Here is a 13,233-nt window from a genome sequence, read left to right on the forward strand (position 1 = left end):
GCGGGGAGGCGAAAGCCGTCAGTGCGTGCGGGGCCGTACGAGTCCGTTCTCGTAGGCGGCGACCACGAGTTGGGCCCGGTCGCGCGCACCCAGCTTCGACATGGTGCGGTTGACGTGCGTCTTGACGGTGAGCGGGCTGACGGTCAGCCGCTGCGCGATCTCCTCGTTGTTGAGGCCGCCGCCGATCAGCGTCAGCACCTCACGCTCCCGGCCGGTCAGCACGTCGAGCGGGCCCTGCTCGCTCCCGCTCTCACTGCCGTTGCCGGGGCTCTCCCAGCCGTCCGTCTCCACGGTGCCGTGGGGGCCTCCCTGTGCCAGGAAGGAGGCGATCAGTCCCTTGGTGGCCGCCGGTGAGAGCAGGGCCTCGCCCTTGGCGGCCGTACGGATCGCGGCCAGCAGCTCCTCGGGCTCCGCGCCCTTGCCGAGGAAGCCGGAGGCGCCCGCGCGGAGGGCCTGCACGACGTAGTCGTCCACCTCGAACGTGGTGAGGATGACGACCCGGACCCCGGCCAGCGACGGATCGGCGGTGATGGCTCGCGTGGCGACGAGGCCGTCGGTGCCCGGCATCCGGATGTCCATGAGCACCACGTCGGCGCCCGTCCCGCGTACGGCGTCGACGGCTTCGGCCCCGTCGGACGCCTCGGCGACGACCTCCATGTCCGGTTCGGAGTCCACGAGCACCCGGAAGGCACTGCGCAGCAGCGTCTGGTCGTCCGCCAGCACCACGCGGATCGTCATGCCGACGCGCCTTCCTCGGCCCGGGGTCCCGCCGGGCCGCCTCCGTCGCCGCCGCGGCCTCCCGCGCGGTCGCGGGGCTGGAGCGGCAGCCGTACGTGCACCCGGAATCCGCCCTCCGGCAGCGGACCCGTCTCGCACACGCCGTGCAGCGCGGCGGCGCGCTCCCGCATTCCCATCAGGCCGTGCCCGCCGCCGCCCGTGTCGGTTCCGGCCGCCGCGGGAGGGGCGGACAGGGCGGCCGGTTCCGCCGCCTCCTGCTCCCCCGCGGCGGCTCCCGCCGCTGCCGTCCCTGTCGCGGCCGCGCCGGCCGTCCTGTCCGCCCCACGGGCCCTGTGCCCGCTCTCGGAGGTCTCCTCCGGGGTCGTCCCCTCGCCGTCGCCTTCGCCGTCGTCGGTCACGGTGATCTCCAGCTCGCCGGGCAGGGTGACGATGCGCACCTCGGCGTGCGCACCCGTACCGACGTGCTTCTGCACGTTCGTCAGCGCTTCCTGCACGACCCGGTACGCGGTGAGGTCCACGGCGGACGGAAGGGCCCGCGGCGCTTCCGCCCCCTCCCCCACGGCAGCGGCCTCCCGCTCCGGCGCGACGTCCACCGAGACGGAGAGCCCCGCCCTGGTGAAGCCCTCGACCAGCTCGTCCAGGACGCCGAGCCCCGGTGCCGGTTCGGTCGGCGCCGTGCTCTCCCCGGACTGGCGCAGCAGACCGACCGTGGCCTGCAGCTCGTTGAGCGCGTGCCGGCTCGCCTCCCTCACGTGCGCCAGCGCCTCCTTGGCCTGGTCGGGCCGCTGGTCCATGACGTGCGAGGCGACCCCGGCCTGGACGTTGACGAGCGCGATGTGGTGGGCGACGACGTCGTGCAGCTCGCGGGCGATGCGCATGCGCTCCTCGGCCACGCGGCGCCTGGCCTCCTCCTCCCGGGTGCGCTCGGCCCGCTCGGCGCGCTCCCGTATGGCGTCGACGAACGCCCGGCGGCTGCGTGCCGCCTCTCCGGCGGCAGCGGCCAGGCCCGTCCACGCGAAGGTGGCGAGATTGTCCTGCGCGTACCAGGGACGGCTGCCCAGCAGCATGCCCGCCGCCGTGAGCACTCCCACGGTCACGACGCCCACGCGGACGCTCGTGACGCGGTCCGTGCGGTTGGAGACCGTGTACAGCGCGATGATCGCGGCGATGACGACGGGCGCACGGTGGCCCGCCGAGGGATCGCCGGCCCGCGGGTCGACGACCAGGCCGACGACGGTCACCAGGCCGGTGATGCAGAGGACCGGCATCGGCGCGCGGCGGCGCAGCACCAGCACCCCGCAGGCCAGCGCCGCCAGCAGAGCCGTCTGCGGGGCGACCTCACGCCGGCCGAAGCTGGGGCTGATCTCATGTCCGGAGGCTCGTGCTGCGGCACCCAGCAGGATCGCCACGAAGGCGCCCAGGGCGATGAGTGCGTCGACGGCGTACGGGTGCGCGTGCATCCAGTGCCGCACATCGCTCAAGGTGCCTGCTGCGGGCTTCGCCGTCATCGGGGGCTCGTCTGCTGCGTCGGGCCGGTCGGACGCTTCGGGTGAGTCGGGCACGTGGGCTCGATCAGTGGGCCGGTCCGGGTTGCCCGGCCGGACGGCGTGGGGCGGGGCCGGGTCGTTCCGGCTCCTCGTGTGCTCCGATCGCCCTGCGCCCCGGCCGGTCCGGAGGCTCAGTTGGGGATGAGGCCGTCGTCGGTGAGCATCTCCCGTACCTCTTCGAGGGATGCGTCCGGTGCGGGCAGGATCAGCTCCGACGGCTCCAGGGCGTCGTCGGGCAGCGTGCTGCCCATTGTCCGTACCGCGTTGAGGAGCGCCGCCAGCGTGCGGCGGAAGCCCTCCTCGTCACCCTTCTCCATCTCGGAGAGCAGCTCATCGTCCAGCTTGTTCAGCTCGGCGAAGTGGCTGTCGTCCAGCTTCACCTGGCCTTCCCCCATGATCCGTACGATCATGTCGCTCTCCTTCTGGCGCGGGCCCTCAGCTGATTCTCGGTGTCACTGCTTGGGAGCCGGGGAGCCCGCGCCGCACGCGGCGCTCCCCGTGCTGCCTGCCGGCCGCTACTTCTCGAACTTCGGGGTGTCCTGGGACTGCTGCTGCTCCTGGGCCTGCCCGGTGCCGCTGCCGCCCTCGATGGCCTGCTGCCCGCCGCTGTCCGTGCCGCCGGCCAGCTCGGCCTTCATCCGCTGGAGCTCCAGCTCGACGTCCGTACCTCCGGAGAGCCTGTCCAGCTCGGCGGTGATGTCGTCCTTCGCCAGGCCGGACTGGTCGTCGAGAGCGCCGGAGGCCAGCAGTTCGTCGATCGCACCGGAGCGGGCCTGCAGCTGCGCCGTCTTGTCCTCGGCGCGCTGGATGGCCATGCCGACATCGCCCATCTCCTCAGAGATGCCGGAGAACGCCTCGCCGATGCGCGTCTGTGCCTGTGCGGCCGTGTAGGTGGCCTTGATGGTCTCCTTCTTCGTACGGAAGGCGTCCACCTTCGCCTGCAGGCGCTGGGAGGCGAGCGTGAGCTTCTCCTCCTCGCCCTGCAGCGTCTGGTGCTGCGTCTCCAGGTCTGTGACCTGCTGCTGGAGCGCGGCACGGCGAGAGAGGGCCTCGCGGGCCAGATCCTCACGCCCCAGCGCGAGGGCCTTCTTGCCCTGCTCCTCCAGCTTGGTGGACTGGCCCTGTAGCTGGCTCATCTGCAGCTCCAGGCGCTTGCGGGACGTGGCCACGTCGGCGACCCCGCGACGCACCTTCTGCAGCAGCTCGAGCTGCTTCTGGTACGAGTAGTCCAGCGTCTCGCGCGGGTCCTCGGCCCGGTCCAGGGCCTTGTTGGCCTTCGCGCGGAAGATCATCCCCATACGCTTCATGACACCGCTCATGGGCCTCGCGCGCCCCCTTCGTAACGGACTGAGCCTCAGCAGCACACCTTCAAGACCCAAGACTACGGGCCCTGGTTCCATTACCGCACTGTTCGACGGCGGATGGGCTCCTCCTGAAGGACGATCGCGGCGTGCGGCCTCCGGCGCAAGGAGTAGATGCGGGCCCGCGATCAGGCGCCGGAAATGGCGTTACGGCCGGTAGCGGCGGTGCGGACGTGCACGCGCGGTGGCCGGACGGATGCGGCGCAGGCAGGGGCCTTCCGGATCGGCACGGTCCGGTGTTGCGAGATCGTTCCCGGCAGGACTCTGGGGGACCTCCGCGCCGCATCGTAGGCTTAGGAGCGTGTTCCGAAGCCGTTCGAAGGACGGGCAGGCCGCTCCCACCACGAAGGTGACCGCCGCCGAGCCCCAGCAGACCCGTGATCCGCAGGCTCCCAAGGGCCGGCCGACGCCCAAGCGCAGCGACTCGCAGTCGCAGCGCCGCACGCTCGCCAAGGCACCGGCCAACCGCAAGGAGGCCGCGAAGAGGCAGCGCGAGGCGCGCCGCAGCGACATGGCGCGGCAGCGTCAGGCGCTGGCGAGCGGCGACGAGCGCTACCTGCCCGCGCGTGACAAGGGGCCCGTGCGGCGCTACGCCCGCGACTACGTGGACGCGCGCTGGTCCGTCGCGGAGTTCTTCCTGCCGATCGCGGTGATCATCCTGGTGCTGAGCATGATGCCCTCCCTCCAGTTGAAGAACATCTCGCTGCTGCTCTGGCTGCTCGTGATCGTGATGATCGTGCTCGACTCGATCGGGCTCGGCTTCCGGCTCAAGAGGGACCTGGGGGCGCGCTTCCCCGACGAGTCCAGGCGCGGCGCCGTCGCCTACGCGCTGATGCGCACGCTCCAGCTGCGCAAGATGCGTCTGCCCAAGCCGCAGGTCGCACGCGGCGAGAAGCCCTGAACGGGCGTCAGGGGAGGCCGGGACACCCCGCCCACACGGCCTCGGACCTCGCGGGCCGTCGCCGATGCGCCGAGGGTGCGCCGTGGACCTGACTGATCCCGGGCAGCTCGGGCAGCGGCTTCTCGCCCGTCAGCTCGACGAGCAGATATCGGCGGTGTTCGAGGCCGACCAGCGCCTGCGTGTACTCGACGTCGGGCTCGGGCGCGGCGTGCAGGCCCTGCGGCTGGCGCGTGCCGGCCACGCGGTGACCGGGCTGCAGTCCGATCCCGACCTGCGTGAACTCTTCGAGAAGGACCTCGCCGAGGAACCGGAGGAGACACGCGGGCGTGTACGGCTCGTGGCGGGCGGGAGCGAGGACACGGGCGCGCACTTCCTGCCCGGCGCCTTCGACGTGGTGCTCTGCCACGGCGGGCTGCTCCAGGCGCGCGACCCGGGCACCACGCTCGCCGGTCTCGCCCGAGTGCTGGGCCCCGGCGGGCTGTTGTCCCTGCTGATACGGAACGACGCGGCCCTGGCCATGCATCCGGGCCGCACGGGCGACTGGGACGCGGCCCTGGCCGCTCTCGACTTCCCGGAGCGGACCGGCAGCGCCCTGCGCCTGGAGACGCTGACCAGGGGCCTCGCCGGGATCGGCACGCCGCTGCGGCAGTGGTACGGGGTCGGGATCTTCGGCCGCCAATGCCCCGCCGAGGAGGAGAAGGCGGAGCGGATGCTCGCGGTGGAGGAGCACGCAGGGCGACTCGATCCGTACCGTTCGGTGGCGGCGATGCTGCACATCTGCGGGGTACGGGGCGGCTGAGACGGCGGTCGCCTCCGGCCTTCTCCGGCGCGCGAGGCGGAGGGCGGCGCCCGCTCGGACTCCGACCGGTCATGGCCCGGCCGGGAGGTGACCCACGGCCCCCTTGCGAGGGTGAACGCGGAACGGGACCCGGCCGGGCGGATTCACCCGGACGCGTCCCGCTCCGTCCTTCACGGGTTGCGTTGGTTCACGGCAGGCGGACCCGCCGACCCCGCCCGTCCCCTAGACGTTCTCGCCCTCGTAGCCTTCCTCGGCGTGCAGGCTCATCGGCCCGTAGATCTTGCTGCCGTCGTCGAACAGCGTCACCTGGTCGGTGCCGCCCTGCAGCAGGTCCTTCCAGACCTCGCCGATCCAGGACTCGGCATCGCCCTGGGTGGGGAACTCCTCGGGCGCTACGGCAGGTTCGGTCTCCGATCCGTCGGCCTTCTCGAACCGCCACGTCCACGCCATGAATGCCTCCAGAGATCGACTGTTGCTGCCCGCAGACTAATCCTGAGTGAGCGGGCGAAGACCGCGCACGAGACGATCGGGGGGTGGAACTCACACTGCTCGGCACCGGAGCCCCTTCCGGACTTCCGCGACCCGACTGCCCGTGCGCCGTGTGCGCCGCCTGCGCCAGAGGCCGTACGAACACGCGCGCGGCCACGGCCGTACTCGTCGACAGCGCCGTGCTGCTCGACCTCACCCCCGGTCCCGCCTTCGCCGCCGCCCGTGCGGGACGGTCGCTGCACGGCGTACGGCAGGTGTTGCTCTCGCACCCGCACGAGGGCCCGGCGACGGAGTTCCCCGCGGGGCTTCCCGCACCTCTGCGCGTCGCCGAGCGGCAGGATCTCGCGCTCATCAGCGGCCACCGCATACGTGCCGTCGCCCTGGACTCGCCCGGCACCGGCTACCAGGTGACGGGTCCCGACGGGGAACGCCTCCTCTATCTGCCGCCGAGAGCGGCGCCCGCGGGCCTCGAGGAGGGACGCGAACCGGTCTCGTCCCCCTACGACATGGTGCTTCTCGACGTGCTCGGCCGCCCCGAGGCGCTCGCCCGGCTGCGAGAGGCAGGGGCGGTCGGCCCGGCGACCGACGTCGTCGCCGTCCACATCGACCACGACGTGCCGCCGGGCCCGGAGCTGCACCGGCGCCTCGCCGCGGCGGGAGCACACGCCGAACCGGACGGCACGACCCTCGTCGTCGGCGAGTATCCGGACGTCCCCGAGATTCCGCGCCGCACGCTCGTACTTGGCGGAGCCCGGTCCGGGAAGTCCGTCGAGGCGGAGCAGCGGCTGGCCTCCTTCCCCAATGTCGTCTACGTGGCGACGGGCGGCACCCGCGAAGGCGATGCGGAGTGGGCGGCCCGGATCACCGCGCACAAGGAACGCCGCCCGGCCTCATGGCGCACCACCGAGACCTGCGATCTCGTGCCGCTGCTGGAGGAGCCGGGCCCGCCGCTGCTCATCGACTGTCTCGCCCTGTGGCTGACGGACGCGATGGACTCCGTGGGCGCCTGGGACGACCAGCGCTGGGCGACGGTCGGTTCGCGCATGCTCCGTGAACGGGTCTCGGAGCTCGTCTCGGCGCTGCGCGGGACCCGGCGGACCGTGGTGGCGGTGAGCAACGAGGTCGGGTCGGGCATCGTCCCCGAGACGTCGTCGGGGCGCCGCTTCCGCGACGAACTGGGCCGTCTCAACACGGAGTTCGCCGGGGAGTGCGAGCACGTGCTGCTGGTCACGGCCGGGATCGTGCAGCCGTTGCGCGGCTGACGGCACGGGGCCGTCCGGAAGCACCGCGGCACCCGGGCACGACCCCCGTGTGCGTAGGCACCGCACCGCCGTACGCTCCGGGTCCGTACCGTACGCTTCGCCTACATGACTGACGGCACCCTGGACCTGGACGACTTCTCCGATCTCATCGAGCGCCCGCACGGCGGACTGCGCCGGGACGCCGAGGAGCGGAGGGCGCGGACGGGCCTGCCGCCCGAGTCGCTGGGCAGGCTCGACGAGCTGGGCGAGTGGCTGACGGCCGCTCAGGGACATCTGCCTGTCGCGCCGCTGCGGCACCCCCGGCTGGTCGTCTTCGCCGGGGATCACGGTGTCGCCTCGCTGGACGTCTCGTCCCACCGGGCCGGTACGGCGCACACGCTCGTGCGGGAGACGCTGGAGGGCACGACGCCCGCGGCGATCCTCGCCAGGAAGTTCGAAGTCCCGGTCAGGATCGTGGACATGGCGCTCGACTGCGACCCGTCGGACCTCCCGGAAGAGATGACGCGGCACCGGGTGCGCCGCTCCTCCGGCCGTCTCGACATCGAGGACACACTGACCGGGCCGGAGGCGGAGGCCGCTTTCCGCGCGGGGATGGCCGTCGCCGACGAGGAGGCGGACGCGGGCACGGACCTCGTCGTGCTCGGCGATCTGTCGGTCGGTGGCACGACGGCCGCGGGGACGCTGATCGCGGCGCTCTGCGGCACCGATGCCTCGGTGGTCACGGGCAGGGGCGGCGGGGTGATCGACGACCTGACGTGGATGCGCAAGTGCGCGGCCATCAGGGACGGGTTGCGCCGTGCGCGGCCCGTGCTGGGCGATCAGCTGGAGCTCCTGGCCGCGGTCGCGGGCGCCGACCTGACGGCCATGACCGGGTTCCTGCTCCAGTCCGCGGTGCGGCGCACGCCCGTCGTGCTCGACGGTGTCGTCACAGCGGCGTGCGCGCTCGTGGCTCAGCGCGTCGCCTTCAGGGCCCCGGACTGGTGGGTCGCCGGGCACGCGACCAGCGAGCCCGCGCAGGAGAAGGCGTTCGACCGCATGGCGCTCGATCCCGTGATCGAGCAGCGCGTCGAGGTCGGCGGCGGCGCGGGAGCACTGCTGGCCCTGCCGCTGGTGCAGGCGGCGGCAGAACTCGCGGCGCAGCTTCCCGTACGGGAGGACGCCGTCGACGAGAAGGACGGCGAGAGCCACAGTGCGGCGGACTCCCCCGCGCTGGACGCGACTTGAGCACTCACGGGAGCGCTCGCGGCTCGAGCGGTCGCCGGATGCGGCCCGAGCGGCGAACCGTCTTCGGCGACGTCCCGTCCTGATCAACTGGGTACGCGCGCCCCGCTGCCGGACGGTGCAGGCCACCGACTCTTTCACACCGGAACCGACTTGGCATGTGCCCTGACCTGGCATGGGCCTGGGCCCGGTCGCGGCGCCGAACCGATCGGCCGGACTCGCTGACGGGGACCGTCCGACGGCGGCGCTCGCGATGCGGCATGCGAAGCACCGTCGACGGGTCGCGCGCGAGCGGTGCCGCTGCGGACCGTGAAGCGCTAGCCTGCGCTTCGATGGACACCACTCCCCCGGACGGGCCCGAACAGGCCGGCGGGCCCGGCAAGTCCGGCCCGGACGGCCCCTTCGGCGAGCTTCGCAAGGACCGGGACGGCACGGCCCGGGACCGCGAGGACCGCGACCGCGAACCTCCTGAGCCCGTCGAGGAGAATTCCCGCGAGAAGGACGCCCGCGGGTCCGCCGGCCCGTCCGAGGGCAAGGACCGGAAGGGCCCCGGCAAGGCCGCGGAGGCCGCCGCCTCCGCCGAGGACGGCATCCGCTTCGCGCTCGGCACGCTCACCGTCCTCCCGGTGAACGTCCCGCGCTGGGACCGCCGGTCCGCGCGCCGTGGAATGGAATGGGCCCCGCTCGCAGGTCTGCTCGTCGGGCTCACGGCCGCCGCCGTAGGCCTGTTGATGCTGCTGCTCGGCACGTCCTCGCTGCTCGCCGCGGTCGTCTCGGTGGCAGTGCCCGCCGTGCTCACGCGGGCCCTGCACCTCGACGGTCTCGCCGACGTCGCCGACGGCCTGGGCAGCGCGAAGCCCGCCGAGGGCGCGCTGCGGATCATGAAGCAGTCGGACATCGGGCCGTTCGGTGTGATCACCCTCGTGCTCGTGCTGCTGGCGCAAGTCGCTGTGGTCAACGAGCTCTACGATCAAGGGGGTTGGGCGCACGGAGCGCTCGCCGTGATCGTCTCGGCCGTCACCGCGCGCACGGCGCTCACGCTCGCAGCCCGTTCGGGTGTTCCTGCCGCACGCCCGGAGGGCCTCGGCTCCATCGTCGCGGGCACCGTTCCCGTACGTACGGCAGTGATCGTCGCCGCGGGCGTCGCCGTGGTGAGCGCCGCGGCGGCCGCGATCGTGAACCTGTGGTGGAACCCCCTCTTCGGCGCCGTCTCGTACCTCTTCGCCGTGGCCCTCGGACTGGCCGCCGCGGAGCTGCTGTTGCGCCACTGCCGCCGTCGTCTCGGCGGCGTCACCGGCGACGTCTTCGGTGCGCTGGCGGAGTGCGCGGCCACCGTGACGCTGGTCGTGCTCGCCTTCGGCTGACCCTCCGGTCGGCCGGCCTCTGCCGGGGCGCCACGCCAGGACCTCAGTACCCGCCCCGGGGCCCGGTGTTGACCTCCGTGGTGGGCGTAAGGTCTCAGGCACTACACGTGTTGCGCGGGCATACGATGCCCGACGTGCCGGAAGCCGTTCACCCGTATCCGGCGGTCCGCCACTCCGGCATCCGAATAGGAAGAAGGTCCCTCTCACCGTGTCTGCTCTGACTCTCAGCACCTCGTCCGCCACGACTCAGCGCGCGGACGTCGTCGTGATCGGTGTCGCCAAGGGCGCCAAGGGCCCAGTCGTCGCTCTGGGCGGCGAGGCCGTGGACAAGGCGTACGGCGGGAAGCTCGCCGCGACCCTTGACGCGCTCGGCGCGGGCGGCAGCGAGGGCGAGACCACGAAGCTCCCGGCGCCGGCCGCCGGGATCAAGGCACCGGTGGTGCTGGCCGTCGGCCTGGGCGAAGCCCCCGGCAAGAACGAGTCCTACGACCTGGAGACGCTGCGCCGCGCCGCCGGCACGGCTGCCCGTGCCCTGGCCGGCACGAAGAAGGCCGCGTTCGCTCTGCCCGTCGACGACGCGGCGGCCGTGGGAGCCGTGACCGAGGGGGCGCTGCTCGGTGCCTACTCCTTCACCTCCTACCGCAGCTCCGACGGCGGCGGAACGAACGGCAGGAAGGGCGGCGCCGGCCGGAGCGAGAAGAAGGACCAGGACGGTGCGAGCACCCCGCTCGCCGAGATCACCGTGGTCGGCGCCAAGCCGCGGGACAAGGCGCACAAGGCTGCTGCCGAGCGTGCCGAGGTGCTCGCGACCGAGGTGGGGCGCGCCCGTGACCTGATCAACACCCCCTCCAACGACCTCACTCCGGCCGCCTTCGCCGACCGCGCGAAGGAGGCCGCCAAGGAGCACAGCCTGGACATCGAGGTGCTCGACGAGGGCGCACTCACCAAGGGCGGCTACGGCGGCATCCTCGGCGTCGGCAAGGGATCGGAGAACCCTCCGCGTCTGGTGCGGATCTCGCACACGCACCCCAAGGCGAAGAAGACCGTCGCCCTCGTGGGCAAGGGCATCACCTACGACTCGGGCGGCATCTCCCTCAAGCCCGTGGGCCACAACGAGACGATGAAGTGCGACATGAGCGGCGCCGCCGCCGTGTTCGCGGCCGTGGTCTCGGCCGCCCGCCTCGGCCTGCGCGTCAATGTGACCGGCTGGCTGGCGCTCGCCGAGAACATGCCGTCCGGCTCGGCCACTCGTCCGGGTGACGTGCTGACGATGTACAGCGGCAAGACCGTCGAGGTCCTCAACACCGACGCCGAGGGGCGGCTGGTGCTGGCGGACGCCCTGACCCGCGCGTGCGAGGAGTCGCCGGACGCGATCGTCGACGTGGCCACCCTCACCGGAGCGATGATGCTGGCCCTGGGCAGCCGCACCTTCGGCGTCCTCAGCAACAACGACGACTTCCGCACCACGGTGCACGAACTGTCCGAGGAAGCGGGCGAGGCGTCCTGGCCGATGCCGATGCCGACGCATCTGCTCAAGGGCATGGAGTCCCCGGTCGCCGACATCTCCAACATCGGCGAGCGGCTGGGCGGAGGCCTCGTGGCGGGCCTGTTCCTCAACGAGTTCGTCGACGAGAAGGTCCTGTGGGCGCATCTCGACATCGCTGGGCCCGCGTTCAACGACTCCGGCCCGTTCGGTTACACCCCCAAGGGCGGCACCGGCTCCGGAGTGCGCACCCTGGTGCGTGTCGCCGAGCGTGCGGCGGCGGGCGAGCTCCCCTGATACGCCGCGGCGTTCGCCCGTTCCTCCCCCTTCCCGCGGATGCGTGCGGAGCTACGTGAGGAGCGTCACACTTTCCGTCGCTTTTTAGGGGTACGTCAGGCAGTCACCCCGCGGTACGGCCTGGTTCGCCGTGAGCGATCACGGCCGTACCGCTGGGTACACGGCCCCGCGTCCCGCAGCCCGCCGACAAGTGCGAAGATGGGTCCCCGGCAGGACAGGGCCCCAGCACGGCTTCACCAAGCCGAGTCCAGGGCCGAGCAGTACAGCGGCCGCAATACAGCCGCCCGGTCTGAAGGAGACCGGCTCCGGCGTACCCATGCATGGAGGACGTGACGTGGCGAACGACGCCAGCACCGTTTTCGACCTAGTGATCCTCGGAGGCGGTAGCGGCGGTTATGCCGCTGCCTTGCGCGGGGCGCAGCTGGGTCTCGACGTCGCCCTGATCGAGAAGGACAAGCTGGGCGGCACCTGTCTGCACCGGGGCTGCATCCCCACCAAGGCTCTGCTGCACGCCGGCGAGCTGGCCGACCAGGCCCGAGAGGGAACGAAGTTCGGCGTGAAGAGCTCCTTCGAGGGCATCGACATGGCCGGTGTGCACAAGTACAAGGACGGCGTGGTCTCCGGGCTGTACAAGGGCCTGCAGGGACTCGTCGCCTCCCGCAAGATCACCTACGTCGAGGGCGAGGGACGGCTCTCCTCCCCGACCTCCGTCGACGTCAACGGCCAGCGCTACGAGGGCCGTCACATCCTCCTCGCGACCGGCTCGGTCCCCAAGTCGCTGCCCGGCCTGGAGATCGACGGCAACCGCATCATCTCCTCCGACCACGGGCTGCGCCTGGACCGGGTCCCGGAGTCCGCCGTCATTCTGGGCGGCGGCGTCATCGGCGTCGAATTCGCCTCCGCCTGGAAGTCGTTCGGCACGGACGTGACCATCGTCGAGGGCCTTCCCCACCTCGTTCCGGCCGAGGACGAGAGCAGCTCCAAGCTGTTGGAGCGCGCGTTCCGCAAGCGCGGCATCTCCTTCTCGCTCGGCTCCTTCTTCGAGAAGGCCGAGTACACCAACGACGGCGTGAAGGTCAGCCTCGCCAACGGCAAGGAGTACGAGGCCGAGGTCCTGCTCGTCGCGATCGGCCGCGGCCCGGTCTCGCAGGGCCTGGGCTACGAGGAGGCCGGGGTCGCCATGGACCGCGGGTTCGTCCTCGCCGACGAGTACTGCCGCACGAACGTGCCGACCATCTCGGCGGTGGGCGACCTCATCCCGACACTGCAACTCGCGCACGTCGGCTTCGCCGAGGGCATCCTCGTCGCGGAGCGGCTGGCCGGGCTGAACCCGGTGCCGGTGGACTACGACGGCGTTCCGCGGGTGACGTACTGCCACCCGGAGGTCGCCTCCGTCGGCGTCACCGAGGAGAAGGCCAAGGAGATCTACGGGGCCGACAAGGTCGTCACCCTCAAGTACAACCTCGCCGGCAACGGCAGGAGCAAGATCCTCAACACCACGGGCGAGATCAAGCTGGTTCAGGTCCGCGATGGTGCCGTGGTCGGCGTCCACATGGTCGGTGACCGGATGGGCGAGCAGGTGGGCGAGGCCCAGCTCATCTACAACTGGGAAGCACTGCCGGCCGAGGTCGCGCAGCTGATCCACGCACACCCGACGCAGAGCGAGGCGCTCGGCGAGGCCCACCTGGCCCTCGCGGGCAAGCCGCTGCACTCCCACGACTGACCAAGTCCGGGCGCTACCCGCATCCGCACCATTCCGTTAGGAGCAACA

General features: G+C 72.0%; 12 protein-coding genes. 7 read left to right on the forward strand and 5 right to left on the reverse strand.

Annotation, left to right across the window (positions count from 1 at the left end):
- Positions 1–18 precede the first annotated feature (18 nt).
- The 4 genes from I004_RS0112530 to I004_RS0112545 all read right to left on the reverse strand — a co-directional run bounded on the left by I004_RS0112530 (position 19) and on the right by I004_RS0112545 (position 3,604).
- On the reverse strand, positions 19–738 hold the full coding sequence (locus I004_RS0112530) for a response regulator transcription factor (protein ID WP_028435782.1): 720 nt from the start codon (positions 736–738) through the stop codon (positions 19–21).
- Positions 735–2,246 (reverse strand): sensor histidine kinase, encoded by a 1,512-nt coding sequence (locus I004_RS33630; RefSeq protein ID WP_199779381.1) that lies wholly within the window; start codon positions 2,244–2,246, stop codon positions 735–737. The genes I004_RS0112530 and I004_RS33630 overlap by 4 nt, the downstream gene beginning before the upstream one ends.
- A 170-nt stretch (positions 2,247–2,416) precedes the next feature.
- Positions 2,417–2,695 (reverse strand): PspA-associated protein PspAA, encoded by a 279-nt coding sequence (gene pspAA, locus I004_RS0112540; protein WP_028435783.1) that lies wholly within the window; start codon positions 2,693–2,695, stop codon positions 2,417–2,419.
- Between the two features lie 105 nt (positions 2,696–2,800).
- Complete coding sequence (locus I004_RS0112545; RefSeq protein WP_078511071.1) at positions 2,801–3,604, reverse strand: PspA/IM30 family protein; 804 nt, start codon at positions 3,602–3,604, stop codon at positions 2,801–2,803.
- A gap of 343 nt (positions 3,605–3,947) precedes the next feature.
- Here I004_RS0112545 and I004_RS0112550 point away from each other — a divergent pair, with 343 nt between their 5' ends.
- Both I004_RS0112550 and I004_RS0112555 read left to right on the forward strand, forming a co-directional pair.
- On the forward strand, positions 3,948–4,547 hold the full coding sequence (locus tag I004_RS0112550) for a DUF3043 domain-containing protein (protein WP_028435785.1): 600 nt from the start codon (positions 3,948–3,950) through the stop codon (positions 4,545–4,547).
- A 64-nt stretch (positions 4,548–4,611) separates the two neighbouring features.
- Positions 4,612–5,346, forward strand: a complete 735-nt coding sequence (locus tag I004_RS0112555) for a class I SAM-dependent methyltransferase (protein ID WP_051344959.1) — start codon at positions 4,612–4,614, stop codon at positions 5,344–5,346.
- Positions 5,347–5,568: 222 nt separating this feature from the next.
- Here I004_RS0112555 and I004_RS0112560 read toward each other — a convergent pair whose 3' ends face one another.
- Complete coding sequence (locus I004_RS0112560) at positions 5,569–5,796, reverse strand: hypothetical protein (protein WP_028435787.1); 228 nt, start codon at positions 5,794–5,796, stop codon at positions 5,569–5,571.
- Positions 5,797–5,879: 83 nt separating this feature from the next.
- Between I004_RS0112560 and I004_RS0112565 the strand changes: the two genes are divergently transcribed.
- The 5 genes from I004_RS0112565 to lpdA all read left to right on the forward strand — a co-directional run bounded on the left by I004_RS0112565 (position 5,880) and on the right by lpdA (position 13,185).
- Positions 5,880–7,097 (forward strand): bifunctional adenosylcobinamide kinase/adenosylcobinamide-phosphate guanylyltransferase, encoded by a 1,218-nt coding sequence (locus I004_RS0112565; protein ID WP_028435788.1) that lies wholly within the window; start codon positions 5,880–5,882, stop codon positions 7,095–7,097.
- Between the two features lie 105 nt (positions 7,098–7,202).
- On the forward strand, positions 7,203–8,321 hold the full coding sequence (locus I004_RS0112570) for a nicotinate-nucleotide--dimethylbenzimidazole phosphoribosyltransferase (protein ID WP_028435789.1): 1,119 nt from the start codon (positions 7,203–7,205) through the stop codon (positions 8,319–8,321).
- Between the two features lie 587 nt (positions 8,322–8,908).
- Positions 8,909–9,682: an adenosylcobinamide-GDP ribazoletransferase gene (locus tag I004_RS0112575; RefSeq protein WP_028435790.1), complete on the forward strand. Its 774-nt coding sequence runs from the start codon at positions 8,909–8,911 to the stop codon at positions 9,680–9,682.
- Between the two features lie 208 nt (positions 9,683–9,890).
- Entirely contained in the window at positions 9,891–11,462 is a 1,572-nt protein-coding gene (locus I004_RS0112580; RefSeq protein WP_028435791.1) for a leucyl aminopeptidase, read from the forward strand.
- 334 nt (positions 11,463–11,796) lie between these two features.
- Positions 11,797–13,185, forward strand: coding sequence for a dihydrolipoyl dehydrogenase (gene lpdA / locus I004_RS0112585; protein ID WP_028435792.1), 1,389 nt, complete (start codon positions 11,797–11,799; stop codon positions 13,183–13,185).
- Positions 13,186–13,233: the final 48 nt, after the last annotated feature.

This window comes from Streptomyces sp. TAA486 (genome assembly GCF_000426165.1).

Bases quoted from the DNA above. Each gene is read 5' to 3' on its own strand.
- I004_RS0112560 (WP_028435787.1), bottom strand. From the start codon at position 5,796: ATGGCGTGGACGTGGCGGTTCGAGAAGGCCGACGGATCGGAGACCGAA.
- I004_RS0112570 (WP_028435789.1), top strand. From the start codon at position 7,203: ATGACTGACGGCACCCTGGACCTGGACGACTTCTCCGATCTCATCGAG.
- I004_RS33630 (WP_199779381.1), bottom strand. From the start codon at position 2,246: ATGACGGCGAAGCCCGCAGCAGGCACCTTGAGCGATGTGCGGCACTGG.
- I004_RS0112530 (WP_028435782.1), bottom strand. From the start codon at position 738: ATGACGATCCGCGTGGTGCTGGCGGACGACCAGACGCTGCTGCGCAGT.
- pspAA (WP_028435783.1), bottom strand. From the start codon at position 2,695: ATGATCGTACGGATCATGGGGGAAGGCCAGGTGAAGCTGGACGACAGC.
- I004_RS0112545 (WP_078511071.1), bottom strand. From the start codon at position 3,604: ATGAGCGGTGTCATGAAGCGTATGGGGATGATCTTCCGCGCGAAGGCC.
- I004_RS0112555 (WP_051344959.1), top strand. From the start codon at position 4,612: ATGCGCCGAGGGTGCGCCGTGGACCTGACTGATCCCGGGCAGCTCGGG.